At 59.4% G+C, this 25,545-nt stretch carries 24 protein-coding genes; 16 read left to right on the top strand and 8 right to left on the bottom strand.

Going from position 1 to position 25,545, the window contains the following annotated elements; all coding sequences use genetic code 11:
* Positions 1-75: 75 nt before the first annotated feature.
* From upp to H9X81_RS02090, 5 genes are all read right to left on the bottom strand, one after another.
* Positions 76-708: a uracil phosphoribosyltransferase gene (upp, locus tag H9X81_RS02110; RefSeq protein ID WP_177504398.1), complete on the bottom strand. Its 633-nt coding sequence runs from the start codon at positions 706-708 to the stop codon at positions 76-78.
* A gap of 65 nt (positions 709-773) precedes the next feature.
* Positions 774-1,211, bottom strand: coding sequence for a ribose 5-phosphate isomerase B (rpiB, locus tag H9X81_RS02105; RefSeq protein WP_177504396.1), 438 nt, complete (start codon positions 1,209-1,211; stop codon positions 774-776).
* A gap of 6 nt (positions 1,212-1,217) precedes the next feature.
* Complete coding sequence (gene tsaB, locus H9X81_RS02100) at positions 1,218-1,928, bottom strand: tRNA (adenosine(37)-N6)-threonylcarbamoyltransferase complex dimerization subunit type 1 TsaB (RefSeq protein ID WP_345941513.1); 711 nt, start codon at positions 1,926-1,928, stop codon at positions 1,218-1,220.
* Complete coding sequence (gene tsaE, locus H9X81_RS02095; RefSeq protein ID WP_224762477.1) at positions 1,925-2,356, bottom strand: tRNA (adenosine(37)-N6)-threonylcarbamoyltransferase complex ATPase subunit type 1 TsaE; 432 nt, start codon at positions 2,354-2,356, stop codon at positions 1,925-1,927. The genes tsaB and tsaE overlap by 4 nt, the downstream gene beginning before the upstream one ends.
* 31 nt (positions 2,357-2,387) lie before the next feature.
* Entirely contained in the window at positions 2,388-4,055 is a 1,668-nt protein-coding gene (locus H9X81_RS02090) for a formate--tetrahydrofolate ligase (protein ID WP_204719447.1), read from the bottom strand.
* A gap of 329 nt (positions 4,056-4,384) precedes the next feature.
* On the opposite strand from H9X81_RS02090, the gene H9X81_RS02085 reads away from it, so the two are divergent.
* The 7 genes from H9X81_RS02085 to H9X81_RS02055 all read left to right on the top strand — a co-directional run bounded on the left by H9X81_RS02085 (position 4,385) and on the right by H9X81_RS02055 (position 14,094).
* Complete coding sequence (locus H9X81_RS02085) at positions 4,385-5,503, top strand: FtsW/RodA/SpoVE family cell cycle protein (protein ID WP_204719445.1); 1,119 nt, start codon at positions 4,385-4,387, stop codon at positions 5,501-5,503.
* A gap of 187 nt (positions 5,504-5,690) precedes the next feature.
* Complete coding sequence (glmU, locus tag H9X81_RS02080) at positions 5,691-7,067, top strand: bifunctional UDP-N-acetylglucosamine diphosphorylase/glucosamine-1-phosphate N-acetyltransferase GlmU (RefSeq protein WP_204719443.1); 1,377 nt, start codon at positions 5,691-5,693, stop codon at positions 7,065-7,067.
* 89 nt (positions 7,068-7,156) lie between these two features.
* On the top strand, positions 7,157-8,116 hold the full coding sequence (locus H9X81_RS02075; protein WP_191392960.1) for a ribose-phosphate diphosphokinase: 960 nt from the start codon (positions 7,157-7,159) through the stop codon (positions 8,114-8,116).
* Positions 8,117-8,243: 127 nt separating this feature from the next.
* Positions 8,244-8,849 (top strand): aminoacyl-tRNA hydrolase, encoded by a 606-nt coding sequence (gene pth / locus H9X81_RS02070; RefSeq protein ID WP_204719441.1) that lies wholly within the window; start codon positions 8,244-8,246, stop codon positions 8,847-8,849.
* Between the two features lie 13 nt (positions 8,850-8,862).
* Complete coding sequence (locus H9X81_RS02065; RefSeq protein ID WP_177504376.1) at positions 8,863-9,285, top strand: GNAT family N-acetyltransferase; 423 nt, start codon at positions 8,863-8,865, stop codon at positions 9,283-9,285.
* Between the two features lie 34 nt (positions 9,286-9,319).
* A complete protein-coding gene (gene mfd / locus H9X81_RS02060) occupies positions 9,320-12,802 on the top strand; it encodes a transcription-repair coupling factor (protein ID WP_204719439.1) in 3,483 nt (1,160 codons plus the stop codon).
* 182 nt (positions 12,803-12,984) lie between these two features.
* Positions 12,985-14,094, top strand: a complete 1,110-nt coding sequence (locus tag H9X81_RS02055) for a hypothetical protein (RefSeq protein WP_204719437.1) — start codon at positions 12,985-12,987, stop codon at positions 14,092-14,094.
* A gap of 191 nt (positions 14,095-14,285) precedes the next feature.
* Here the strand turns inward: H9X81_RS02055 and H9X81_RS02050 are convergent, their stop codons facing one another.
* The 3 genes from H9X81_RS02050 to H9X81_RS02040 all read right to left on the bottom strand — a co-directional run bounded on the left by H9X81_RS02050 (position 14,286) and on the right by H9X81_RS02040 (position 16,187).
* Entirely contained in the window at positions 14,286-15,032 is a 747-nt protein-coding gene (locus H9X81_RS02050; protein ID WP_204719435.1) for a DUF1624 domain-containing protein, read from the bottom strand.
* Positions 15,025-15,540, bottom strand: coding sequence for a flavin reductase family protein (locus tag H9X81_RS02045; RefSeq protein ID WP_204719433.1), 516 nt, complete (start codon positions 15,538-15,540; stop codon positions 15,025-15,027). Before H9X81_RS02045 ends, H9X81_RS02050 begins: the two co-directional genes overlap by 8 nt.
* A gap of 116 nt (positions 15,541-15,656) precedes the next feature.
* On the bottom strand, positions 15,657-16,187 hold the full coding sequence (locus H9X81_RS02040) for a hypothetical protein (protein ID WP_204719431.1): 531 nt from the start codon (positions 16,185-16,187) through the stop codon (positions 15,657-15,659).
* A gap of 212 nt (positions 16,188-16,399) precedes the next feature.
* Here H9X81_RS02040 and H9X81_RS02035 point away from each other — a divergent pair, with 212 nt between their 5' ends.
* The 9 genes from H9X81_RS02035 to H9X81_RS01995 all read left to right on the top strand — a co-directional run bounded on the left by H9X81_RS02035 (position 16,400) and on the right by H9X81_RS01995 (position 25,343).
* On the top strand, positions 16,400-16,771 hold the full coding sequence (locus H9X81_RS02035) for a cell division protein ZapA (RefSeq protein ID WP_204719429.1): 372 nt from the start codon (positions 16,400-16,402) through the stop codon (positions 16,769-16,771).
* Positions 16,772-16,783: 12 nt separating this feature from the next.
* Entirely contained in the window at positions 16,784-18,862 is a 2,079-nt protein-coding gene (locus H9X81_RS02030; protein WP_204719427.1) for a U32 family peptidase, read from the top strand.
* 96 nt (positions 18,863-18,958) lie between these two features.
* Positions 18,959-19,390 (top strand): dUTP diphosphatase, encoded by a 432-nt coding sequence (gene dut / locus H9X81_RS02025; RefSeq protein ID WP_204719425.1) that lies wholly within the window; start codon positions 18,959-18,961, stop codon positions 19,388-19,390.
* Between the two features lie 40 nt (positions 19,391-19,430).
* On the top strand, positions 19,431-19,694 hold the full coding sequence (locus H9X81_RS02020) for a DUF4321 domain-containing protein (protein WP_177504358.1): 264 nt from the start codon (positions 19,431-19,433) through the stop codon (positions 19,692-19,694).
* A gap of 13 nt (positions 19,695-19,707) precedes the next feature.
* Positions 19,708-20,277: a Maf family protein gene (locus H9X81_RS02015; RefSeq protein ID WP_204719423.1), complete on the top strand. Its 570-nt coding sequence runs from the start codon at positions 19,708-19,710 to the stop codon at positions 20,275-20,277.
* Positions 20,278-20,679: 402 nt separating this feature from the next.
* Entirely contained in the window at positions 20,680-21,711 is a 1,032-nt protein-coding gene (locus tag H9X81_RS02010; protein WP_191392970.1) for a rod shape-determining protein, read from the top strand.
* 130 nt (positions 21,712-21,841) lie between these two features.
* Positions 21,842-22,696: a rod shape-determining protein MreC gene (gene mreC, locus H9X81_RS02005; protein WP_204719421.1), complete on the top strand. Its 855-nt coding sequence runs from the start codon at positions 21,842-21,844 to the stop codon at positions 22,694-22,696.
* Between the two features lie 30 nt (positions 22,697-22,726).
* On the top strand, positions 22,727-23,251 hold the full coding sequence (mreD, locus tag H9X81_RS02000; protein WP_177502393.1) for a rod shape-determining protein MreD: 525 nt from the start codon (positions 22,727-22,729) through the stop codon (positions 23,249-23,251).
* A 13-nt stretch (positions 23,252-23,264) separates the two neighbouring features.
* Positions 23,265-25,343, top strand: coding sequence for a penicillin-binding transpeptidase domain-containing protein (locus H9X81_RS01995; RefSeq protein WP_204719419.1), 2,079 nt, complete (start codon positions 23,265-23,267; stop codon positions 25,341-25,343).
* The last annotated feature ends 202 nt before the right edge of the window (positions 25,344-25,545 follow it).

Below are 25,545 nucleotides of genomic sequence, written 5' to 3'. Positions count from 1 at the left end.
GCCGGGAATGGAAGCCATGCCATAAAAGAAAAAAGCGGAGGAAGTTTCCTCCGCTTTTCTGATTCACGACAGGGATTACTTGGTGCCGAAGATACGGTCGCCGGCATCGCCCAGACCGGGAATGATGTACTTGTGCTCGTCCAGATGGTCATCCAGAGAGGCGCAGTAGATCTTCACATCGGGGTGAGCGTCCTGCAGAGCCCGCAGACCCTCAGGAGCGGCAATGATGCACATGAACTTGATGTTCTTGACACCCCGGGCCTTGATCTGGGTGATGGCATCAATGGCAGAACCACCGGTTGCCAGCATGGGATCGAGGACAATGACTTCACGGTTGGCAATGTCATTGGGGAGCTTGCAGTAGTATTCCACCGGCAGAGCGGTCTCGGGGTCACGGTATAGACCGATATGACCTACCTTGGCAGCAGGAACCAGCTGCATAACACCGTCCACCATGCCCAGACCGGCACGAAGGATCGGTACAAAGGCCAGCTTGCGGCCCGAGATCACCTGAGTCTTGGTGACAGCCATGGGAGTTTCGATCTCCACTTCCTTGAGGGGGAGGTCACGGGTTGCTTCATAGCAGAGCAGCATGGTGATCTCTGCGATCAGTTCCCGGAATTCCTTGGAGCCGGTGTTCTTGTCCCGGAGCAGGGTCAGCTTGTGCTGGATCAGCGGATGGTCCGCAATGAAGGGGGTAATAGCCATATAAAAAACTCCTCTCGATATAGGTTTATCAGCAAAAGACGGAACCGCCTTTTCTCATACAGGAATCACTGTTCCAGGGCAGTGAGCTTATCCACACGGCGCTGATGCCGTCCGCCCTCAAAGGAAGCGGACAGGAACTCATCCACCATCTGGCAGGCCAGACCAGGACCTACAACACGGCCGCCCATGCACAGTACATTGGCGTCATTGTGCATGCGGGTGGCACGGGCGCTGAAGCAATCAGAGCAGCAGGCTGCCCGGATGCCCTTGTGCTTATTGGCGGCAATGGAGATGCCAATGCCGGTGCCGCAGAACAGCAGCGCAAAGGTGCACTCGCCGCTGGTTACCGCTTTGCAGGGGGCATCCGCCATATCGGGATAGTCACAGGATTCGGTGCTGTGGCAGCCGAAGTCCACATATTCGATGCCCTTTTCGTCCAGGTGTTTTTTTACTTCTTCCTTGAGCAGATAACCGCCATGGTCACAGCCAAGTGCCAATTTCATAAACCCTCACTCGCCTTTCTGCTGCCGGAGCTTGAGCTCCCGTTCAGCCTGGGGCAGCCGCAGATAGACCGGCGCCAGTTCTCCGGCAGAAACGGTCTTGCCCTCTGCCAGCAGCGATGCCGCCAGCTCTGCCATGGCTCCTGCCCGCTGATGCAGCAGATGATCCGGCGCCATGGAGAGGTTCTCCAGCTGTCCTTCAAATTTATTATAACAGAGCATGGCTCCGTCGCCTACCAGAATTTTCGGTTCTGCCCCATATTCTGCCAGATGTTCCCGCAGCTCGTCCGCCGCAATGGCACAGTCGTCCATCAGCCGGTGCATTTTCCCGTTTTCCCACCGGAACAGGGCGGTGTAGACCTGTCCCACCCGGGCATCCATCACCGGGCAGATCAGTCCGGGCCAGCCCCGGAGATTCCAGGCCAGCCCCTCCAGAGTGGAGAGGGGGATACAGGGCTTGCCCAGGGCAAAGCCCATGCCCTTGATCATCGCCATACCGATGCGCAGTCCGGTAAAGGACCCCGGTCCGGCTGTGACTGCCAGGGCATCCATCTCCTCCAGGGTGCGGGAACAGTCTGCCAGCAGATTTTCTGCCATGGGCAGGCTGGTGACCGAATGGGTGCGTCCAGTGTTCTGCCAGCAGTCCGCCAGCAGGTGACCGTCCTCCCATACCGCCGCCGAAGCCGCCTTGGAGGAGGTATCCAGTACAAAGATCTTCACTTTCCGGCACCTCCTTCAATGGTGATGGAACGGCTCTCGTCCCCGAGGCGTTCAAAGGTGATGTAGATAGTGCCCTCGGGCAGGGCGCCGTCGATATTTTCGCTCCACTCCAGCGCCAGGACGCCGCCGAGGTCGAGATAGTCGAAAAAGCCGGTGGAATAGAGGGCGTCAAAGCTCTCCACCCGGTACATATCAAAGTGCCAGAGCGGGAGCCGACCGCCCCGGTATTCATTGACCAGGGCAAAGGTGGGACTGGATACTTCGGCGGGGTCGATGCCCAGACCGGCGGCAAGCCCCCGTGTAAAACAGGTCTTGCCCATGCCCAGTCCGCCCCGGAAAGCCAGCACTTCGCCGCCCCGGAGGGTCTTTGCAAACTCCGCGGCGATCTGTTCGGTCTCTGCCGGGGAGGAACTGATGAATTTCTGCAAATTGGTTACGCTCCTTTTGATTTGGGAAAAATCAGAACAGACCCAGGATCTGACCGTCCTCGTCCACATCGATCTGATTGGCAGCCGGTACCTTGGGCAGGCCGGGCATGGTCATGATGTCGCCGGTCTGGACGACGATGAAGCCCGCGCCAGCCGACAGCCGTACTTCTCCCACATGGATGGTGAAGCCTTCGGGACGGCCCAGCAGCTTCTGGTTGTCCGACAGGGAGTACTGGGTCTTTGCCATGCAGATGGGAAGGCCGCCCTTGCCCAGGGCAGTGATGTCCTTGATGGCCTTCTTTGCGGCAGCGGAGTATTCCACACCGGCAGCGCCGTAGATCTCCCGGCAGATGGTTTCGATCTTCTCCTCCACCGGACGATCCAGCTCATAGATGGGGTGGAAGTCCGAGGGCTCCTCACAGGCAGCCACGACCTTTTCTGCCAGGTCCATGGCGCCTTCGCCGCCCTTGGCAAAGTGTTCGCACAGCGAGAAGGCTACGCCGTTCTTCTCCATGGCCTCGGAGAGGACTGCGATTTCAGCATCGGTATCGGTGCCGAACCGGTTGATGGCAACCACTACCGGCACGCCGAATTTCTTCATGTTTTCGATATGCTTTTCCAGGTTGGGCAGACCCTTTTTCAGCGCCTCCACATTCTCCTGGGAGAGATCGGCCTTGGCGACGCCGCCATTATACTTGAGGGCACGGATGGTGGCTACCAGCACCACAGCCGACGGCGCCAGTCCTGCCATGCGGCACTTGATGTCCATGAACTTTTCAGCACCCAGGTCGGAGCCGAAGCCGGCCTCGGTGATGCAGTAGTCTGCCAGCTTCAGGGCCAGCTTGGTGGCACGCACCGAGTTGCAGCCGTGGGCGATGTTGGCAAAGGGACCGCCGTGCATCAGGGCAGGGGTGTTCTCCAGGGTCTGGATCAGGTTGGGCTTGATGGCGTCCTTGAGCAGGGCAGTCATCGAACCTTCAGCCTTGAGATCCCGGCAGTAGACCGGATCTCCGGCATAGGTATAGGCCACCAGAATATCGCCCAGACGCTTCTTGAGGTCGGGCAGGTCCGCAGCCAGGCAGAGGATCGCCATCACCTCACTGGCTACGGTGATCTGGAAGCCGTCCTCTCTGGGGGTGCCGTTTGCCTTGCCGCCCAGACCGATGATGGTGTGACGCAGGGCACGGTCGTTCATATCCAGGCAGCGCTTGAAGAGAATGCGGCGGGGGTCGATGCCCAGTACATTGCCCTGCTGGATGTGGTTGTCGATGAGGGCGCAGAGCAGGTTGTTGGCGGCGGTGATGGCATGCATATCGCCGGTGAAGTGGAGGTTGATGTCCTCCATGGGGACAACCTGGGAATAGCCGCCGCCGGCAGCACCGCCCTTGACGCCGAATACCGGGCCGAGAGAGGGCTCACGCAGGGCGATGATAGCCTTCTTGCCGATGCGGGGCATCGCCTCGCCCAGACCTACGGTGGTGGTGGTTTTGCCCTCACCGGCGGGAGTGGGGTTGATGGCGGTAACCAGGATCAGTTTGCCGTTTTCCCGGTCAGCCAGACGCTTGTAGATGCTTTCGGCAAGCTTGGCCTTATAGCGTCCATAGGGTTCCAGTTCTTCGGGCAGCACACCGAGAGACCGCGCGATCTGGTCGATGGGCAGCATCTTGGCTGCGGAAGCGATTTCAATGTCACTGAGCATGATTTCGTTTGACCTCCTTGCGTTTCTTTTGTTTTCTGACTGTTTTTCACTGAGGCACTGGAAACCCTTTCATCCGAAAGGCTGCTGGAATATCCGGCGGAAAAGCCGGGAGAGATTCCCGGGATTTTCCGGAAAGAACTGTAATATCCGCTTTTGGGATATTATATCACGAAAGCGGCTCCCATACAAGAAAGGAAACACCTTCCGTCAGCTGTATCCAAACTGTGAATTCTCCCTTGACCGGCTTGCGCCGGAAAGGTGCGGGGCTTATAATAAAAGGACAGGGAAAAATCCCGTTCCCGGCTTCTGTCCGGGTGTGGAGGGAACAAATGAAAAAAATCTGGAGCGGCGTCGTCCGCTATTATAAACTCACCGATAAGATCATCTGGGGGCTGTGTCTGTTTTCGTCTGCCTTCAGTGTCCTGCTGCTCGCCGGCATCTGGAATTCGGGCTATGTACAGCCCAGCCGGATTGTGGTACAGATCATCGCCGCCGGCCTGGGCTGCTGCGCCATGGTGGTGATCTCCCGCATCGACTACCAGACCATGGCGGATCTGTGGCGGTTCCATCTGCCTGCCGCCTATTTCCTGGTGCTGCTCACCTTTATCCTCGGCATCGGGCGTGCCGATGATATGGCCTGGCTGGAGATCCCCTTTGTGGGGCTCACCTTCCAGCCCTCGGAGCTGCTCAAGCTCTCCTTTATTGTCACCTTTGCCTACCACCTCCAGAAGGTGGAGGAGAACCTCAATCAGCCGGGCGTCCTGATCCCGGTGCTCTGCCATGCCGCCGCTCCGGTGCTGCTCATCATGCTCCAGGGCGACCATGGCTCTGCCATCGTCTTTCTGTTCATCGCCTGCGGCATGCTCTTTTCCGCCGGCCTGGCCTGGAAGTATATCCTCACCGCCGGCGGCCTGACCATCGCCGCCTTGCCGGTGATCTGGTACGGCCTCATGGACGAGGACAAGCGCATGCGCTTCATCACCCTCTTTAACCCCGACCTCGACCCTACCGGCAGCGGCTATCAGCAGCGGCTGGGACGCATTGCCCTGGGTTCGGGCAAGCTCTGGGGCAAGGGCATCTTCTCCGGGAATCATCAGTATGTTCCCGAGATGTACAACGACTTCATCTTCTCCTTCATCGGCGAGGCGCTGGGCTTTATCGGCTGTCTGGCGGTGCTGGGGATCATTTCGGCGCTCTGCCTGCGGGTTCTGCAGGTGGGCCGCCGGGCCAAGGACCGGCTGGGACGGTTCATCTGTGTGGGCGTCTTTTCGATGATTGCCGCCCAGACGGTGATGAATGTGGGCATGTGCCTGAGCGTGCTGCCGGTCATCGGCGTCACTCTGCCGCTCTTCTCGGGCGGCGGCACCTCGGTGGTGGCGACCTATCTGGGCATCGGACTGGCCATGAGCGTTTCCATGCACAACAGCCGCAAGCTCTTCACCCTGTGAGGCGTGAAGAATTTCACAATTCAGCGGGTGTGCCGGGGCGTTTCTTGGGGAAATTGTCCGGAAATTTGACGGGTTCGCTGCAACCTCTTGAAAAAAACGGCGCATATTGCGATAATAAAGGCAGAGAAGATCGTGCGGCATGAGAAATCCGGCGGTTCATATACTCTCTGTGGAGGTGTTATGAAAAATGGATAAAACCTGCGCGCTGGTTCTGGCGGCGGGGGACGGGAAACGGATGAAATCCCGTCACCCCAAGGTGCTGTGCGAAGTACTGTTCAAGCCGATGCTGAGCTGGGTCATTGACAGCTGCCGGCTTGCGGAGATTGAGGAGCTGTGTGTGGTGGTGGCTCCGGATGCCGACGAGGTGCGGGCAGTGCTGCCCGAGGGCTGCCGTACAGCGGAACAGGCAGAAAAGCTGGGCACCGGACACGCTGTGATGATGGCAGCGGACTTTCTGGAAGAGCACCGGGACTGTTCGGTGCTGGTGCTGTGCGGCGACGCGCCTTTTGTGGATGAGGAGACCATCCGGGGGGCACTGCGGGAGCACCGGGAGAACGGACATGACCTGACGGTGGTGGCAGCCCGGCTGGAGGACCCCACCGGCTACGGACGGATTATCCGGGACGAGAATGGCGGACTGCGGGCCATTGTGGAGCAGCGGGACGCCGATGAAAAGACCCGGCTGATCCAGGAGGTCAACTCGGGAATTTACTGGTTTGAGGCGGCGTTCCTTCTGGACGCCCTCAATAAACTGGGCACCGACAATGCCCAGGGAGAATACTATCTCACCGATACGGTGGCGATTGCCGTATCGGAGCACCGTCCGGCAGGGATTTACCGGGCGGAGAGCCCCGATGTGATTCTGGGCGCCAACAGCCGGAAGGAACTGGCCCGGCTCAATGAGATCGCCCGGAAGCGGGTGATCGAACGCCAGCTGGATCAGGGAGTGAATATCCCCTTCCCGGATTCGGTGGTGATCTGCCCGGATACGGTCATCGGACGGGATACCACGGTGCTGCCCGGCTGCATTCTGCGCCGGAGCCGCATTGCCGAGGGGTGTCTGATCGGGCCGTATACCATGCTCACCGGCTGTGAGGTCGGCGAGGGCGCCCGGGTGGAACAGAGCACCGGTGAGGACAGCCAGGTAGCGGGCGGCGCCCGGATCGGGCCCTATGCCCGTCTGCGTCCCGGCAGCCGCATCGGAGCCGGCGCCAAGATCGGCAACTTTGTGGAGATCAAGAACTCCCGGATCGGCGAAAAGACCTCGGTGGCCCATCTGAGCTACCTGGGAGACAGCGATGTAGGAAAGGAAGTCAATGTGGGCTGCGGCGTGGTGACCGCCAACTATGACGGAAAACAGAAGTTCCGCACCCGGATCGGCGACCGGGCCTTCATCGGCTGCAACACCAATTTCATCGCACCGGTTTCAGCCGGAGCGGGCAGTGTGATCGCCGCCGGCACCACCGTCACCGAGGATATTCCCGAGGACGCGCTGGCTGTGGGCCGGGCCCGTCAGGAGACCAGACCCGGATGGGCCAGGGAAAAGGGAAAATACCGCCGGTAAATCCGGTGGGAAAATCAACAGGGATCACAACCGCCGGGACGGAGGGTCCGCCTCCGGGGGAGTGAATATAAAAGAGGGAGAAATGAAAGATGAATTTACACGGCAAGGACATCAAAATTTTCGCAGCCAACTCCGTTCCGCATGTTGCCGAGCAGATCGCGCGGCATCTGGGCCTGCCTCTGGGCGACGCGGAAGTCAAGACCTTCTCGGATGGTGAGATCGCGGTTTCCATCAACGAGTCGGTACGCGGTTCCGATGTATTTGTAGTCCAGTCCACCTGCAGCCCGGTCAACGATCACCTGATGGAGCTGCTCATTATGATCGATGCTTTCAAGCGTGCTTCCGCCGGACGCATCACAGCAGTTATCCCCTATTACGGCTATGCCCGTCAGGACCGCAAGGCCAAGAGCCGTGACCCGATCTCTGCCAAGCTGGTAGCAGACCTGATCACTGCCGCTGGTACTGACCGTGTGCTCACCATGGATCTCCATGCCGCACAGATCCAGGGCTTCTTCGATATTCCGGTGGATCATCTGCAGGGCGTTCCGCTGCTGGCTCCCTACTTCGTGGAAAAGTTCAAGGACTTCTCCCGGGAGGATCTGGTTGTAGTATCTCCTGACCTGGGTTCGGTTACCCGTGCCAGAAAGTTCGCCGACCGTCTGGGCGCTCCCATTGCCATCATTGACAAGCGCCGTCCCCGTCCCAATGTGTCCGAGGTGATGAATATCATCGGCGATGTACAGGGCAAGACCTGCATCATTGTGGACGACATCATTGATACTGCCGGTACCATCTGCAATGCCGCAGCTGCTCTGGTAGAGCGCGGCGGTGCCAAGGAAGTATACGGCTGTGCCACCCATGGCGTACTGTCCGGCCCGGCTATTGAGCGCATTGAGAACAGCGTCTTCAAGGAGATGGTTCTGCTGGATACCATTCCGGTACGCGACAACTCCTGCAAGAAGATCGTTCAGCTGCCGGTAGCCCCCCTCTTTGCCGATGCCATTGAGCGCATCTATGAGGATCAGCCGGTATCTCCCCTCTTTAACTGAGTTTTCAGGCGTTCCCAAGACGGGACGCTTCCATCAATCAATATCCGCTGCAGGCGGGGTGGAGATCGCTCCATCCCGCCCTTGCGGCGTCTCAAGAAAAAGTTTTGCCCACAGGAAAGGAAAACAGATGCTGTTTCGTTCACAGAAAACCACTGCCGGTCAGGCACCGGAATATCTGGTGGTAGGGCTGGGAAATCCCGGCTCCCAATATGAATGCACCCGTCACAATGCCGGTTTCATTGCCATGGACATTTTGGCAGAAAAACTGGGCTTCGACATCAAACGCCTGAAATTCAAGGGCCTGATCGGCGATACTGTCATAGACGGGCATCGGGTGGCATTTCTCAAGCCGTCCACCTTTATGAATCTCTCAGGCGAATCGGTGCGGGATGCCATGCAGTTCTACAAGATCCCGGTGGAAAAACTGCTGGTGATCTGTGATGACATCTCCCTGGCACCGGGACGGCTGCGCATCCGCCGCAAGGGCAGTGCCGGCGGTCACAACGGGCTCAAGAATATCATCTATCTGCTGGGCCGGGACGATTTTGCCCGGGTGAAGCTGGGCGTGGGAGAAAAGCCCCATCCTGACTATGACCTGGCAGACTGGGTGCTGGGCCGGTTCACCAAGGAGCAGGGCGAAGCACTGGAACAGGCCTGCAGCCACTGCGATGACATTGTCCGGCTGTTTGTAGCCGGGCGGCTGGACGAGGCCATGAACCGCTACAACAGCTGAGGAGGCAGTTTTTATGTACACCACACGGATCACCCGTACCCTGGAGGAGAACCCCGGCGCCCGGAAGGTGCGCACTGCGGTGTTCATGGAGGAACAGGGCTACAAGAACGAGTTTGACGACCACGATGCCGATGCGGTGCATCTGTGCATCTATGACGGGGAAGAGGGCATTGCCACTGCCCGCAGCTATCAGAAGCCGGACGGCGTCTGGGTACTGGGCCGGGTGGCTGTGCTCAGGGAGCGCCGGGGCCATCGGCTGGGCAGCCGGGCTGTCCAGGAGCTGGAGGAGTATCTCCGCGGCCTGGATGCCAAAGAGATCGAACTCTCCGCCCAGCTGCATGCCATGAAGATGTATGAGGCACTGGGCTATAAGGAAGAGGGGGACCTGATCTATGATGAGGGTCAGCCCCACAAGATGATGCGCAAATTCCTGTGAGGAATGAGAGACTCCAAAGGAGGGAGGAGACGAGATGAAGGGCTTTTTGACTGCGGCAGAGCGGCTGGGGTCATTTGAGGAGATCCGCCGGAACCTGGCAGAGGGTGTGACTCCCATGCTGGCAACCGGCCTTTCCCAGATCCACAAGGTGCATTTTGCCTGGGCGCTCACCGGGGGCAGCCGTCTGGTGCTCACCCCGGACGAACCTGCCGCTGTGCGGATGGCAGAGGATCTCAACCGTTTTTACGGTGAGGAAAAGGCTGTGGTCTTTCCCACCCGGGAGTTCTCCTTCCGGGAGGTGGAGGGTGTATCCCGGGAATATGAGTTTGCCCGGCTGCGGGTGCTGGAATCCCTGGCCTGGGGGGAGGAAATGGTGGTGGTGGCGTCTGCCGAGGCAGCGCTCCAGCGCACCATTCCCCCGGAAACCCTCCGGCAGCACTGTACTACCCTCACCGCCGGTCAGTCCATCTCTCCCGGGGAGGTCATCGCCCGGCTGCTGGCTGCGGGCTATGAGCGCCGGGATCAGGTGGACGGCGTCTGTCAGTTCTCCCAGCGGGGCGGCATCATCGACTTCTACCCGCCCCACATGCCCGATCCCTTCCGTCTGGAGTTCTGGGGGGACGAGATCGACAGCATTGCCGTATTCAAGACCGATACCCAGCGCCGGGAGGACAACTGCAAGCGCTGTATGATCACCCCGGCCCGGGAAGTGCTCTACGACTCCCCGGAGAGCTTTGCCGATGATCTGGAAGCCCGGGCCAAGAAGCTCCGGGGCAAGTATTCGGCTCCGGCCAAGGAGCATCTGCTCAGCGATGTGGGCAAGCTCCGGGACGGCCTGACCCTCCAGAACATCGACAAATACCTGCCGGTGCTCTATGAGCGCCGCTGCACCCTGCTGGACTATCTTCCCGAGGACGCGCCGCTCTTTGTGTGCGAACCGGCGGGAGTCCGGGAGGAACTGCGCAGCGCCAACCGCCTGATGACCGAGGATATGAAGGTGCTCTTCGAGGAGGGCGTGCTGTTTGAGGGCTGCGACCGGTACCTCATGGATTACAACCGCATTGCCGAGGAAGCGGCGGTGCGTCCCACCCTCTTTATGGACACCTTTACCCGGAGCATCGGGGATATTCCCCTCAAGGGGCTTTACAACATCGATGCCGTCCAGCTGGCGGTGTGGGGCGGCGAACTGGCCCACCTCACCGAGGATCTGGATGCCTATCTGGACAGCGGCTATACCGTCTGCATCTTAGCGGGCACCGAGAAGGCCGGGCGGGCCCTGACCAGCGACCTGGTGGGCAAGGGCTACAATGCCGACTATGCCGCCGATCTCCCGGCCCTGACCCCTAAAAAGGTCTATGTGCTGCCGGGCAGCCTGTCCGCGGGTTTTGAGTACCCGGAGATCAAACTGGCGGTATTCACCCATGGACGGGTGGGTGCCTCCCTTAAAAAGCGCCGCAAGACAAAGCAGAAATCCGACCCCATCCGCTCGCTGGCAGACCTCACCCCCGGGGACTATGTGGTGCATGTCACCCATGGCATCGGCGTGTTCGAGGGGATCATCAAGCGGGAGATCCACGGGGTGGTCAAGGATTACATCAAGATCCGCTATGCCGGCACCGATATGCTCTTTGTGCCGGTCACCCAGCTGGACCTGGTGTCCAAGTACATCGGCGGCGGAGAGGACGGCGGCGTCCGGCTCAACAAGCTCAACTCCGCCGAGTGGAGCAAGACCAAGGCCCGGGTCAAGAAGGCTGTGGCGGATATGGCAGATGAGCTGATCCGGCTCTATGCCCAGCGCATGCAGGCCAAGGGCTATGCCTTTGACCCGGACAACGACTGGCAGCGGGAATTCGAGGCCCGGTTCCCCTATGAGGAGACCGATGACCAGCTCCGCTGCATCGATGAGATCAAGCACGATATGGAGCGCCCCCAGCCCATGGACCGGCTGCTCTGCGGCGATGTGGGCTTCGGCAAGACCGAGGTGGCCATCCGGGCGGCGTTTAAGTGCGTGATGAACAGCAAACAGTGCGCCGTACTGGTGCCCACCACCATTCTGGCCTGGCAGCACTACCAGACCTTCCTGCAGCGCATGGAGGGGTATCCGGTGCGCATCGAACTGCTCTCCCGGTTCCGTACCCCCAAGCAGCAGGAGGAGATTGTCAAGGATATCCGCCGGGGCCTGGTGGACATTGTCATCGGCACCCATCGGGTGATCCAGAAGGATGTGCAGTTCAAGGATCTGGGCCTTGCCATCATCGACGAGGAACAGCGGTTCGGCGTGGCGCACAAGGAGCGGTTCAAGGAGATGTTCCACACCGTGGACGTGCTCAACCTCTCGGCGACCCCCATTCCCCGGACCCTCAACATGGCGATGAGCGGCATCCGGGATATGTCGGTCATCGAGGAGGCACCCCAGGACCGTCACCCGGTACAGACCTATGTGCTGGAATATGACCGGGAGATCCTGGCGGCAGCCATTCGCCGGGAACTGCGCCGGGGCGGACAGGTATTCTACCTCCACAACCGGGTGGAGAGCATTGACGCCTGTGCCCGGAAGATCGCCGAGATGGCGCCGGATGCCCGGATCGTCACCGCTCATGGCAAGATGAGCGAGGAACAGCTCTCCCGCATCTGGCAGCAGCTGGTGGATCAGGAGATCGATATTCTGGTCTGCACCACCATCATCGAAACCGGCGTGGATGTGCCCAACTGCAATACCCTCATCATCGAGGACGCCGACCGCATGGGACTGTCCCAGCTCTATCAGATCCGGGGACGGGTGGGACGCTCCACCCGCCGGGCCTATGCCTACTTCACCTTCACCCGGGGCAAGCAGCTCACCGAGGTGGCGGAAAAGCGGCTTTCCGCCATCAAGGAGTTCACCTCCTTCGGTTCCGGCTTCCGCATTGCCATGCGGGACCTGGAGATCCGCGGCGCCGGCAATGTGCTGGGCGCCCAGCAGCACGGACACATGGAGGCCGTGGGATATGATATGTACCTGCGGCTGCTGGGAGAGGCCATCGCTGAACAGAAGGGCGAAGCCCCCGAGCGCACCAGTGCCGAGTGCATGGTGGATCTCAACATCGGCGCCCATATCCCTGAGAGCTATATCAAGGGGCTGTCCCAGCGCATTGATGTGTATAAGAAAATCGCTGCCATCCAGAATAAGGACGATGCCTTTGATGTCACCGATGAGCTCATCGACCGCTTCGGCGATCCGCCCAAGGCCGTACAGGGGCTCATTGATGTGGCACTGGTCCGGGGCCGGGCCGCGGCTCTGGGCATCCGGGAGATCGCCCAGCGGGATCAGGGTATGTTCCTCTATCCCGAGCGGGTGGATATGACCCTGGCTTCAGGACTGGCCTCCACTCTCAAGGGACGGGTCATGGTGGGTGCTTCGGGTCAGAAGCCCTACTATCTGGTGCGTCCCAAGGCCGGACAGAATCCCATTGCCGCCATTGAGGAAGCTCTGGCAGCCATGGAATCTGTCCTGCCGGCTCCGGCGGCTGGAAATTAAAAGAAAGTTCATGCTTTTTTACCCTCTGCCGGTGGACTTCTTCCACTGTGGTGTGGTAGAATAGCACTTGTATGAAAATCCGGCATTCTGCGCCGGGACAGCAGGATTTTTCTGCCTGCAAAAATATCGGAGTCCCACAGACAGGAGGATTATTTCCTGTATGGGACTGGAGGGAAGAACGAATGATGATGAAGAAACTCTCTGCCGTGGCACTGGCTGTGGCAATGTCCTTTAGCCTGTCGGCCTGTACTCTGGGCAGCACCAGCTGGATTCTCAAGTACGGCGATGACAATCAGGAAGTACCCACCGGCATCTATGTACAGAATATGTATACAGCATACAGCGCGGCAGGTCAGTATGCCACCGGCGGTGATACCCTGCTGGAAAGCTCCATCGAGGATAAGACTGCCGATCAGTGGATTCGGGATACAGCCATGAACCTCACCAAGCAGTATCTGGCAGTGACCCTCAAGTTTGATGAACTGGGTCTTACACTCACCGAGGCGGAGAACACCAATATCCAGAGCATGGTAGACAGCGTCTGGAAGAGCTATGGTGAATCCTATACCCTGATGGGTGTCAACCGGGATTCCTATCAGAAGATGCTGGAGTACACTGCCAAGACCGGTGATCTGTTCCAGCATTTCTATGGCGAAGGCGGCGAACTGGCTCCCACCGAGGAGGAGTACAAGCAGTACTTTAACGACAACTATGACCGTACCCGTGCGGTAAGCTATGCCAAGACCAGCGTGGACACCATGACCGAGGACGAGCTGGCAGCAGCCGAAGCGGAGCTGGAGGAGGGCGAGACCCTGCCTGAGAGCGGCAAGGCCCAGGCAGAAGCAGCTCTGGCACGGCTCCAGAATGGCGAGGATATGATCACCATCATCAAGGAGATGGAAGCCGAGCAGGAGCAGGATTCGGAGGAGGAGACCACCGACGGCGAGGAAACTGCTGAGGAAGAGACCGATCCGTCCGAGTATGACAATGTGGTAAGCATCAACAATACTTCGGTGCCGGAGGTATACCGGACCGAGAGCCATGCCATGGCAGTGGGCGAGGTCAAGATCATCGAGAGCGACAACTACTACTATGTGGTAGAGAAGCTGGAGCTGGACCCGGACGGCAGCGAGCTGACTGCCCGCAAGTCGAGCCTGCTGCAGGAGATGAAGTCTGACGAATTTGACGCCATGGTACAGGAGTGGATCGCAGCCCTGCCCGAGCTCACTGTCAACGAAAAGACCGTTGAGGAGTTCAGCCCTGAAGTGATCGACAAGCGTCAGAACGGCTGATCCCCTTTCCCGGAATAAACAGAACAAAAAGCCCGTCCGTCCCCGATCAGGGGAACGGACGGGCTTTTCTACGCTCCGGCGACGATGCTTTCCACCGGAAATTTTCCGCAAAGGGGAGAACGCAGTCCCGGAATATGCAGGGAATGATAAACCCCCACTTCTGTCCCAGCGGAACAGAAGTGGGGGTTTTATCAGAGAAGCCAGTCGGCGAGCCACAGCACGCCATAGACCACCGGCTGATGCGCCAGGTAGATGATGAGGGCATGCCGCCCGATCCAGCCCAGCGCCGGGAGGTGTTCCCGGTAGCAGAACTCCGGGGCACGCCGCTGGAGAAAGGCCTCGCCCAGCCAGTAGCCCGCCAGGAACAGGAAGATCCAGGGCAGCAGCGGATAGTAGTCCGCTGAGGCAAAGATCAATGGGTGCAGCCCCAGCGGGAAGAGAAAGCCCGCGTCATAGAGCGCCCGGGGCAGTTCCAGCCGGAGGGGGCCCAGCCCGATCCAGCCCTGTCCGATGGAATCGGTGGCAAGGTACAGCACCGCTGAGAACAGTACGCCAGCTGCTGCCGGTATTTTCCGCAGGAGCGGTTCACAGAGCCCCAGCAGCATCATGGCGGCGCCCAGAAAGTGCAGGATGCCGAACAGTATGCGTTCCGAGGGCATGACCAGCAGGGTCACGGCAGTCACCAGCAGGCCGCAGAGGAAGGTTTTCACACCCCGGCGGAAGTTGCTGCGGGAATACCGTCCCATAATGCCGGCGATGAGGATAAAGCTCACAGCGATGTACCGCTGGAGGAAGTCCATGGGGACGCTGGTGAACCAGCCGGAGCCGGTAAACCGGAAGATGTACACAGCGTCATAGGCGCCGTGATAGAAGATCATCAGCAGCACTGCCAGTCCCCGGAGCTCATCCAGCAGACAGACCCGGTTGGGTTTACGCATCGTCCCGCACCAGAACGGTCTGGATGGCGCCCACATACATCCGGTGATAGTCGCCGGTGGGATACTGGTTGGTCACCAGCTCCGAAAGGGCACAGTCCCCGGTGAGATCCTGGGCGTAGATCTTCTTGCAGATCAGCACAGCTTCGGCCTCCTCGAAATAGGGAACACCGTCCTGATGGGCCACAGTAAAGCCGCAGTGTGCGATCTTATCCTCGTCCCGGCCCGAGATGGTGCCGCAGTACTGCAGTTCCTTGCGGTACTTTTCCGGGAAGAAGCAGAGGGAGAATCCATCTGCGGACTCCACAAATTCATAGGTATACCGCTGGGGGCGTACAAACAGGAATGCCACCGGCTGATTCCAGAGGTATCCCAGACCGCCCCAGCTGATGGTCATGGTGTTGGCAGCACCGTCCGGCTTTTGGGCAGAGGCAAGGGCCCACTGCTTGGAGATGCGCTGGATGGCATTGCCCGAAAGCTCCGCCGGGAGAATGGATCTGAAGTTCGGCATAGTTATTCCTTCCTTTCGATGGTTCAGATGAGCCAGAGGTTTCATTGGAACTATTGTACCACATCCACGTCAAAAGAAAAAGGACAGCTGCCGGTACCAGCTGCCCTCTCAGGGCATTATCCCACATTGGTGAAGGCAAAGGTTTCGGATACCACGCCGATCTCGCTGCCCAGGGTCTGGAACAGCTCATATTCCTCGTCCCCTTCGCTGAAGGGGTTCGATTGGAGCGTGTGCAGCACAGCGGTGCGTCCGTCTGCCGATTCTCCGATGGGGGTACCGGTGGACTGGCTGTCGTCCCAGGCGCCGGCAGGCCAGAGCTCCACGGTGAGCAGGTGAATATCCTTCTCCTGCCGTTCGGGGCTCTCCATATAGTAGACGGTCACGGTGTCCACCCGGTGTTCCCCGGCGTTCCGGTCCCCCACCATGATCTTGGAATGTCCCCGCAGGCTGTCCGGCAGGTCAAAAGAGATCCCCAGATCGGCACTTTCAAAGGTCAGGGGTTCTGTCCCGGGCTCTTCCGGGGGCTCCACCGTCTGCATGGAGCTTTGCTCCGGTTCGGACGGGGAGTTCTCCTGTGTACAGCCGCCCAGGCCGAACACCAGGCACAGGATCAGGGTGAGCATCATCATACGGTGAAACAGTTTCATCCGGTCATTCCTCCTCCAAAAAGGCGATTGTGTATTCATATAGTGACAGGCAGGAAGAATTTTACTGCAGGGAAATTGTCGGGATCGGGAAGAATTTCCGAAAAAAGCAGGAAACAGCCCCTTTTTTGCCGGAGAAAAATAGTATATAATAAGGAGAGCAGATTTTGAGCTGACAGTCGTTTTCCGGCAAAAAACGGCTTTGCATCTCGTATGTGGAGGAGAAGATTATGGTCAACAAGGTACGAATTGAAATCGCCGGGTCCCGTTATGTAATCGCCACCCCGGAAGGGGAAGAACGGGTGCTGTCCCTGGGACGGGAGATCGATGCCCAGGTGCGTCAGCTGATGGACGGCAATGACCGGGTGAGCCTCAACGATGCACTGGTGCTGTGCTGTCTCAACTATGCCAATGCCTATAAAAAGAGCGAGGAAAGCGCTGACAATATGCGTACCCAGCTCACCGATTATCTGGAAGATGCCACTCTGGCCCGGATCGAGCTGGACGAAACCAAGCGGGAAAATGAGCGTCTGAAGCGCCGTCTGGAAATGCTGGGCGGTTCCGAGGACGGTCAGACCAAGCTGTAAGGAGAGAAGAGAATGAAGCATCCGGAGATCCTGGCACCTGCCGGGAGCTTTGATTCGCTGATCGCTGCGGTACAGTGCGGCGCCAATGCGGTCTATCTGGGCGGCAAGGGTATGAATGCCCGCCGCAATGCCGGCAATTTTGACGCCGAGGAACTCCGCCGGGCAGTGGAATACTGTCATCTGCGGGGCGTAAAGGTCTACCAGACCATCAACATCGTCATGTTTGAGGACGAGATCGATGAGGCGGTGGAGACCATCCGCACCGCTGCCGAAGCCGGTGTGGACGCGGTGCTCACCCAGGATCTGGCAGTGGCCCGGATGGTGCGGGAGTGCGCTCCCACCCTGCCGGTGCATGCTTCCACCCAGATGAGCATCCACAACCTCGAGGGCGCACGGCTCTGTGAGGAGCTGGGCTTTTCCCGGGTGGTGCTGGCCCGGGAGCTCACCGCCGCCGAGATCCGCCATATCTGTGAAAACACCCCGCTGGAAGTGGAGGTGTTTGTCCATGGCGCGCTCTGTATGTCGGTGTCGGGGCAGTGCTATCTCAGTTCGATGATCGGCGGACGCAGCGGCAACCGGGGACTCTGTGCCCAGCCCTGCCGTCTGCCCTTCCAGGCCGAGGGCGGCAAACCCTATGCGCTCTCCCTGAAGGATCTGTCTCTGGCGGACCGCATCGCCGAGCTCACCGAAATGGGCGTGGCCTCGCTGAAGATCGAAGGCCGCATGAAGCGTCCGGAATATGTGGCGGCGGCGGTAAGTGCCATCCGCACTGCCTGCGAGGACCGTCCGGTGGACTTTGAAACCCTGCGCAGCGTCTTTTCCCGGAGCGGCTTCACCAAGGGCTACTTTGACGGACGCATCGACCGGGAGATGTTCGGCTACCGCCAGAAGGAGGATGTCACCTCGGCGGCGGGCGTGCTGGGCGAACTGGCACGGCTCTATGACCGGGAAAATCCGCTGGTGCCGGTGTCCATGCGTCTGGAGGCCCGTGCGGCACAGCCCACCCGTCTGACCGTATCCGACCGGGACGGACACACCTTCACTGTGGAGGGCAGTGTGCCCCAGGCAGCTATCAACAAGCCCACCACACCCGAGCGGGCAGCCCAGAATCTGGGCAAGACCGGCGGCACCCCCTTCTATGCGGACGAAATGGACTGCGATCTGGACGATGGGCTGATGATTCCGGCTTCGGAGCTCAATGCCCTGCGCCGGGAGGCCCTGGAGCAGCTCACCGCTGCCCGGAGCGATGTGCAGTCCCATGCCTTCACCGACCGGGCACAGCGGGCCTTCCCCCGCACCCGGGACCGGAAGATCCCCACCCTGCGGGCCCGGCTGCGGCTTTCCCAGCTCACGCCGGAGATCGCTGCCCGGTGCCCGGATCTGATCCTGCCCTATGAGGACATTGCGGAGGCAGTCGCATCGGGCAAGGCAAAGCCGGAACAGCTCATCGTGGAGATTCCCCGGCTGCTCTTTGAGGGCACCGACGCGGTGCTGGAAGTGCTCCGTCAGGCAAGGGAACTGGGTGTGACCCGGGCCTGGTGCGGCAACCTGGGCGCCATTGATATGGCCCGGAATGCCGGACTTTCGCCGGTGGGCGGTTACAGCCTCAACATCACCAATTCGGCGGCGGTGCAGGAATACGCGGCGCTGGGCCTTACTGATACCGAACTGAGCTTTGAACTGCCGGTGACCCGGGCCCGGAGCCTGGGCGGCTTCCTGCCCCAGGGAATCCTGGCCTATGGCTATCTGCCGCTGATGGCACTGCGCAACTGTCCCATCAAGGCAGCCATCGGCTGCGGCAAGTGCCGGGGCTATGAGAGCCTCACCGACCGCAAGGGGGTCCGCTTCACTGTGGACTGCGGACGGCATGACGGTCACCCCCGGCAGGTGAGCGAGCTTTACAACAGCGTGCCGCTCTGGCTGGCGGACCGCCTTGGCGAGCTGGAAGGGCTCTCCTTCCTGACCCTGTGGTTTACCCGGGAATCGGCTGCCCAGTGCGAAGCGGTGGTGCAGAGCTATGCCGAGGGCAGACCCATGCCCGGAGCGCCGTCGGAAAAGACCCGTGGGCTCTATTACCGGACCGTGCTGTAAGTCCGGACAGAATCAAATTGACAGTCAGGTCCGTCCGTCCCCGGGGGAACCGCTCCGGGACGGATGGGCTTTTTTATGGATCGAAGGAGGAAGTCCATGCTCATCAAGCGATTTACTGAAACTGCGGCTCTGCCCCGCCGGGCCACCGAGGGCAGTGCCGGCTATGACCTGAGTGCTGACCTGTCCCAGCCGGAGGTGATCCAGCCCGGGGAGTCGAAGCTGCTGCCCACCGGCATCGGTGTGGCCCTGCCGCCCCAGACAGCCGGTCTGGTATTCGGGCGGAGCGGCCTGGGCGCCAGGCATGGCATTGTGCCCGCCAACGCGGTGGGCGTCATCGACTGGGATTACCGGGGGGAGATCAAGGTGCCGCTGCGCAACCAGGGCAGCGAACCCTATACCGTCCAGCCCGGCGAGCGCATCGCCCAGATGCTGGTGGTGCCGGTGCTGACCCCGGAACTGACCCTCACCGATGATCTGGGCAGTTCGGAACGAGGGGAAAAGGGCTTTGGTTCCAGCGGTCGGAACTGACCGTATGTTTTGACATAAAATCGAGGTGTAGATACAGATCATGAAGAAAAATATCCTGCTGCTTTTCTTTATCCTGGCTGGTGCCATGGTGGGTTCGCTCATCGCGTCGGCGGCAGCCGGAGTGCCCATGCTCTCCTGGCTGGCTTACAGTGAGACCATCGGCATTCCCACTGCCAATCCCGCCTATCTGGATCTGGCGGTGGTACGGGTGGCCTTTGGCCTGGAGATGGGGCTTTCCATTGCCCAGATCGGCTGCATTATCCTGTCGCTGTTCGGCTATCGCTGGGCACTGAAAAAGATCTGAGGAGGGAACGGATATGGAGATCATACTGGCATCGGGTTCGCCCCGCCGGAAGGAACTGCTGGGACTGATCTGCCCGGATTTCCGGGTGGAGGTATCCGGCGCGGATGAACATGTCACTGAAACCCTCTCGCCGGAACAGATGGTGGCCCGCCTGGCGGAGAAGAAGGCGTCCGAAGTGGCGTCCCGGTTCCCGGAGGCGGCGGTCATCGGTTCGGATACGGTGGTGGAGCTGGACGGGGAGATCCTCGGCAAGCCCCACAGCCGGGAGGAGGCCGTTTCCATGCTGCGGCGCCTGTCCGGACGGGAGCACCGGGTCCACACCGCGGTGCAGATCCTCTCGCCGACGGGCAGTCGTTCGCTGGTGAGCACGGCTGAGGTGCACTTCGCCCCCATGACCGACCGGGAGATCGAGTGGTATGTGTCCACCGGCGAACCCATGGACAAGGCGGGGGCCTATGGCATCCAGGGCTATGCCTGCCGGTACATCACCGGCATCCGGGGGGATTACTACACGGTGATGGGCCTGCCGGTGCAGATGCTCTACCGGGCCTTGTGCGATTTAGGCATCTTAGAGGAGGCCTGATTCTCTGAGCCCTGAACTCTGTGCGATTTAAGGCATTTCTGGGGAAGCCTGTGCCGCATGCTCTGCCTGTTTTGAGCGGGCGGGGCATCCTGGCTGGCGGTGTTTCCCGGGGGCATCCGGGGCAGCGCTCTTCAGTGTGAAATCCGCACCCGCACCGGAGCCGCACAGAGGCGTCCCCGGACCGGATCAGCCGGTGGAAAATGGCGCAGAGAGCGGATTTTTACGGGGATTTTCCCGGAAGAATGTAAATTTTTTTCGAACCTTGGATTTCCGGTTGTTATCATGGGTGTTTAATTGTATAATAGGTTCGGAACTTGAAAAAATGCTTCAGCCGGTCCGACCCTCCGGGTCCGGACGGCTTTTTGTGAGAGGTCTTGGAATTTGAAAGGGGAAAAACTGAAAATGCGTCCGATTTTTTCGTTCGGAAAAGATATAGGTATTGACCTGGGTACTGCCAATACCCTGGTATTCATGCGCGGTCAGGGCATCATTCTGCGGGAACCGTCGGTAGTGGCGGTGGATACCCGTACTGATACCGTCCGTTATGTGGGCCAGGAGGCCAAGGATGTCATCGGCCGTACTCCCGGTTCCATTGTGGCAGTGCGCCCGCTCAAGGACGGCGTCATCGCTGACTTCGACATCACTGCCAACATGCTGCAGATCTTCATCAAGAAGGTCACCAACAGCTCCTTCTTCTCCCGTCCCAATGTGGTAGTCTGCATTCCGTCGGGTGTTACCGCTGTGGAGCGCCGTGCGGTCCGGGAGGCCACCATCAAGGCCGGTGCCCGGAAGGTTGCCATCATTGAGGAGCCCATGGCTGCGGCTATCGGTGCCGGTCTGCCGGTTGCCGAGGCCCAGGGCAGCATGGTAGTGGATATCGGCGGCGGTACCAGTGAAGTGGCTGTCATCTCGCTGGGCGGTATTGTATCGGCCCGTTCGGTGCGGGTCGGCGGCGATAAGTTCGACGACTTCATCATCCAGTACATCAAGAAGAAGTATTACCTGCTCATCGGTGAACGCACCGCTGAGGAGATCAAGATCAAGATCGGTTCTGCCTATCCCTATGAGGACGAGCAGCCCATCACCATCAAGGGCCGCAACCTGGCAGACGGTCTGCCCAAGAATATCGAAATCTATCCCGAGGAGATCCGGGAAGCACTGGCTGATCCGCTGGCTTCGGTCATCGATGCCATCAAGGGCACCCTGGAAAAGACTCCTCCGGAGCTTTCGGCTGATATTATCGACAACGGCATTGTCCTCACCGGCGGCGGCGCGCTGCTCCGGGGTCTGGACAAGCTGGTGGAGCGGGAAACCGGCATTTCGGTGCGGGTGGCTGAGAATCCGCTGGACTGTGTGGCACTGGGTACCGGTATGGTACTGGAGAACCTGGACGAGCTCCGGGAAGTGCTGGACAATGACGACAGCTCGCTGTAAGCGGCGTTTTTGACACATTCGAATCAGGACCAAAACACTATTTTGCGGTTGACGAAGTAGTGTTTTGTTTTATCAGGGGGATTTCCATATTTGGTCGGAAATTCCCGCAATTCACAGGAGGGCCCCAAGGGTGAAGGATTTCTTCCAGAGTACAAAATTCAAGATCCTGGCGGCAGTATTTGTCGTGCTGTGCGCGTTCATGCTGCGGGCAACCATGTCCGGCGGCCTGACTCCGCTCACCTCCCAGCTGCTCTCGGTGGTCACCACACCGCTGCAGTCGGCAGCTTCGGGCGTTTCCGAAAGTGTGGGCGGACTGTACCGGCATCTGTTCCAGGCCGGCGAGATCGAGGAGGAAAATGCCCAGCTGGAAGAGAAGGTGCGTACCCTTACCCAGCAGGTGGCAGACCTGGAACGGTACCGCCGGGAAAATGAACAGCTCCGGGAGTATCTGGAGATCAAGGAGGAGCACAGCGATTTCAGCTTTGCCAGCGCTTCGGTCATCGGACGGGACACCGCCGAGCGGTTCTACTCCTTTACCATCGATGCCGGCAGTGAGGCGGGCATTGAGAAGTTCGACCCGGTCATCACATCGGATGGCCTGGTGGGACTGGTGAGCGAAGTGGGCAAGAATTACGCCAAGGTGCTCACCATTCTGGATACCACCATCGAAGTGGGCGCCTATGACATCCGTACCCGGGACATCGGCACCACCTCGGGCGATATTACTCTGGCCCGGAACGGACAGCTCCGGCTCAACATGCTGCCCAAGGACTGTACGGTCAGCCAGGGCGACCTTATCTATACCACCGGTTACGGCGGACTGTACCCCAAGGATCTTGCCATCGGCGAGGTCACCGAGATCCATACCGATTCCAGCGGCATGAGCATGTATGCGGTCATCGACCCGCTCAGCGATATTGAAACGGTCAAGGATGTCCTGGTGATCACCTCCTTTGAAGGCCAGGGGGAACAGGTTTTTGAATAATTCCGGCTGGGCCGGGGAAAGGAAAGACCCATGGGACGCAAACGGGCACTGATTGCCGGCAAACATCTGATCTACTGCTTCGGGCTGATCTTCTGCTATGTGCTGCAGACCACTCCGGGCTTTCTGCAGATCTTCGGCGTCAAGCCCTTTCTGGTGATCCCGGCGGTGATTGCCATCGCCATGCAGGAGGGGGAGTTCACCGGGGCGCTGTATGGGGCGCTGGGCGGCATGCTCTGTGATATGGGCGCCAATACTTTTTATGGGTTCTATACCCTCACCCTGTTCCTGTACGGGGCAGCGGTGGGCCTGGCACTCATCTACCTGATGAAAAATGACCGGAAAACGGCAGTGCTCTGCTGCCTGGTGTATACCGGAGGCATGGCGCTGATCGAATACATCTTTTATTACCTGCTGTATGGCTTTGCGGGCAACTGGCAGGTACTGCTGTTCCAGCTCACACCGCGGGTGCTGTATACCTGCCTTGTGATGCCGCTGTTCTACTTCGGGGAGCGGAAGCTGTTCGACTATTTCAGCCGCCGCACCGAGGAGATCTGAGAGAGGAGACCCTATGCCTGCATTTCTGAAAAAACGGGATAATATCCTGGTACTGGCCTTTGGACTGGTGCTGGTATTTTTCATCGGACGGATGCTGCAGATGCAGCTGATCCAGGGCGATGAATACGAAAGCCAGATCTACAAGGGCACCATCAAGACCCAGACCGTGGAAGCGGCCCGGGGTGAGATCACCGACCGGTACGGCAATCCCATTGTCACCAACCGGGTGAGCATGAATATTGTACTGGACAAGGCCTTCCTGCCCGCCGAGACCCAGAATGAGATCATTCTCTCGCTGATGCAGCTGCTGGAGCAGAGCGGGGAGGAGTGGATCGATGAACTGCCGGTTTCGGATACCCAGCCCTATACCTTTGACGGCACCGATTCGGAGATTGCGGCGCTCAAGAAGTTCGCCGGGGTCAACGACTATGCCGATGCCGAGGAGGTCATGCACTGGCTGCTGGAGCGCTTCGGCCTGGACAATGCCCAGGTGAAGAATGAAGACGGCGAGCTGGTGGACCCGGAACGCATCTATACCCAGCAGGAACAGCGCCGGCTGGCTGGCGTGCTGTATACCATGGAGCGCAAGGGCTTCAGCCTTTCCAGCCCCTATACCTTCGCTGAGGACATCTCCACCCGCACTGCCACCATCATCTCGGAGCGCAGCATTGCCTCGCCGGGCGTATCGGTGGAGCAGGGCTCGGCCCGGAGCTATCCGGGCGGCAGCATGGCAGCCCATATCCTCGGACATGTGGGACCGATCACCGAGGCGAACATCCAGGAGTTCGAGGAGAACGGCATCGAATATGAGCTGGACGACATCATCGGTCAGGACGGGCTGGAGAAGCTCTATGAAGAGGAGCTGAGCGGTGAGGATGGTGAACGGCTGGTCTATGTCAATGAGAACGGCGAAGTGACCGATTCCACCATTTCGGTGGAGCCCCAGGCGGGCAATACCGTCATGCTCACCCTGGACAGCCGTCTGCAGAAGATCGCCGAGCAGTCGCTGGAGGACCAGATCCACTACCTCAATGAAACCGCTCCGGCCGGACAGGGTAAGGAAGCCAATGCGGGTGCGGTCTGTGCCATCGATGTCAAGACCGGCGAGGTGCTGGTGCTGGCAAGCTATCCCAGCTATGACCCCAACACCCTCTCGGAGGACTATGCCGAACTCAATGCCGACCCGGACAAGCCCCTGCGCAACCGGGCGCTGCTGGATACCTACACCCCCGGCTCCATCTTCAAGCCGGTGGTGGCACTGGCTGGCCTGATGAGCGGGGAGATCACCTCCGAAAGCATTGTGAACTGCAGCCATGTGTATACCTATTACACCTCGGTCTATGGTTCCCAGGCGTTTACTCCCACCTGTCTGGGCTATCATGGCGACATCACCGTCATGGACGCCCTCAAGTACTCCTGCAACATCTTCTTCTATGATACCGGACGCCGGGTGGGCATCGACGCCATTGTGGAGTCTGCCAAGATGCTGGGCCTGGGCGTGGACAACGGCTTCGAGCTGTGGACCAACCCCGGCACCATTTCCTCGCCCGAGGCCGCTGAGGCTGCGGGAGAGAACTGGTACTATGGTGATGTGCTCCAGTCCTCCATCGGACAGCGCTTCAACAAGTACACCCCTCTGCAGCTGGCAGTGTACTGCATGAACATTGCCAACCGGGGCACCCAGAACCGGGTGACCATTCTCAAGAGCATCAAGGATTACAGCATGTCCGATACCCTGTATGAGCACGAAACCGAAGTGCTGCAGGAGTCCACAGTGGACCCGTCGCTGTTTGATCCCATCTTTGAGGGCATGGTGGCAGCGTCCCGGACCGGTACCGCTGCTTCCTACTTCGGCAGCTATCCGGTGGATGTGGCCTCCAAGACCGGTACCCCGGAAACGGCTGACCTGCCCAACTCCACCTTTATCTGCTTCGCACCGGCAGATGACCCGCAGATCGCCATCAGCGTGGTGATCGAACAGGGCTGGCATGGTTATACCGGCGCCCCGGTGGCCCGGGATATTCTGGATGCCTACTTCTCTTCGGATGTCACAGCCCAGGAGCCCCAGCAGTCGGGCACTCTGCTCCCGTGACAGAAAAAGATTGACAGACCAGGAAAAAGGTTGTAAAATATCAAACAGCTTTTTCGTGTTTTTCTGTATGCAGAAAACCGGAACCGGCTGAATGATCCCATAAAACGGGGATTCAGAAGGTTTCGTTGCTTTTGGACAGTCCGGCGGATTTTCCCTTGGAAAAAGCGCCGGATTTGTCTTTTATTTGGAAAAATCTATTGTG

It is taken from the genome of Hydrogenoanaerobacterium saccharovorans (assembly GCF_016901815.1).
Classification (GTDB): Bacteria; Bacillota; Clostridia; order Oscillospirales; family Ruminococcaceae; genus Avimicrobium; species Avimicrobium caecorum.
This window is presented reverse-complemented; position numbering and strand designations above follow the sequence as displayed.

What these genes read in the sequence shown, in the direction of transcription:
- glmU (WP_204719443.1), top strand. Translation starts at nt 5,691, where the DNA reads ATGGATAAAACCTGCGCGCTGGTTCTGGCGGCGGGGGACGGGAAACGG.
- H9X81_RS01995 (WP_204719419.1), top strand. Translation starts at nt 23,265, where the DNA reads ATGCCTGCATTTCTGAAAAAACGGGATAATATCCTGGTACTGGCCTTT.
- pth (WP_204719441.1), top strand. Translation starts at nt 8,244, where the DNA reads ATGCTGTTTCGTTCACAGAAAACCACTGCCGGTCAGGCACCGGAATAT.
- H9X81_RS02050 (WP_204719435.1), bottom strand. Translation starts at nt 15,032, where the DNA reads ATGCGTAAACCCAACCGGGTCTGTCTGCTGGATGAGCTCCGGGGACTG.
- H9X81_RS02020 (WP_177504358.1), top strand. Translation starts at nt 19,431, where the DNA reads ATGAAGAAAAATATCCTGCTGCTTTTCTTTATCCTGGCTGGTGCCATG.
- H9X81_RS02045 (WP_204719433.1), bottom strand. Translation starts at nt 15,540, where the DNA reads ATGCCGAACTTCAGATCCATTCTCCCGGCGGAGCTTTCGGGCAATGCC.
- H9X81_RS02040 (WP_204719431.1), bottom strand. Translation starts at nt 16,187, where the DNA reads ATGAAACTGTTTCACCGTATGATGATGCTCACCCTGATCCTGTGCCTG.
- H9X81_RS02065 (WP_177504376.1), top strand. Translation starts at nt 8,863, where the DNA reads ATGTACACCACACGGATCACCCGTACCCTGGAGGAGAACCCCGGCGCC.
- H9X81_RS02055 (WP_204719437.1), top strand. Translation starts at nt 12,985, where the DNA reads ATGATGATGAAGAAACTCTCTGCCGTGGCACTGGCTGTGGCAATGTCC.
- H9X81_RS02085 (WP_204719445.1), top strand. Translation starts at nt 4,385, where the DNA reads ATGAAAAAAATCTGGAGCGGCGTCGTCCGCTATTATAAACTCACCGAT.
- H9X81_RS02090 (WP_204719447.1), bottom strand. Translation starts at nt 4,055, where the DNA reads ATGCTCAGTGACATTGAAATCGCTTCCGCAGCCAAGATGCTGCCCATC.
- H9X81_RS02010 (WP_191392970.1), top strand. Translation starts at nt 20,680, where the DNA reads ATGCGTCCGATTTTTTCGTTCGGAAAAGATATAGGTATTGACCTGGGT.
- dut (WP_204719425.1), top strand. Translation starts at nt 18,959, where the DNA reads ATGCTCATCAAGCGATTTACTGAAACTGCGGCTCTGCCCCGCCGGGCC.
- rpiB (WP_177504396.1), bottom strand. Translation starts at nt 1,211, where the DNA reads ATGAAATTGGCACTTGGCTGTGACCATGGCGGTTATCTGCTCAAGGAA.
- H9X81_RS02075 (WP_191392960.1), top strand. Translation starts at nt 7,157, where the DNA reads ATGAATTTACACGGCAAGGACATCAAAATTTTCGCAGCCAACTCCGTT.
- mfd (WP_204719439.1), top strand. Translation starts at nt 9,320, where the DNA reads ATGAAGGGCTTTTTGACTGCGGCAGAGCGGCTGGGGTCATTTGAGGAG.
- H9X81_RS02030 (WP_204719427.1), top strand. Translation starts at nt 16,784, where the DNA reads ATGAAGCATCCGGAGATCCTGGCACCTGCCGGGAGCTTTGATTCGCTG.
- mreD (WP_177502393.1), top strand. Translation starts at nt 22,727, where the DNA reads ATGGGACGCAAACGGGCACTGATTGCCGGCAAACATCTGATCTACTGC.
- H9X81_RS02015 (WP_204719423.1), top strand. Translation starts at nt 19,708, where the DNA reads ATGGAGATCATACTGGCATCGGGTTCGCCCCGCCGGAAGGAACTGCTG.
- upp (WP_177504398.1), bottom strand. Translation starts at nt 708, where the DNA reads ATGGCTATTACCCCCTTCATTGCGGACCATCCGCTGATCCAGCACAAG.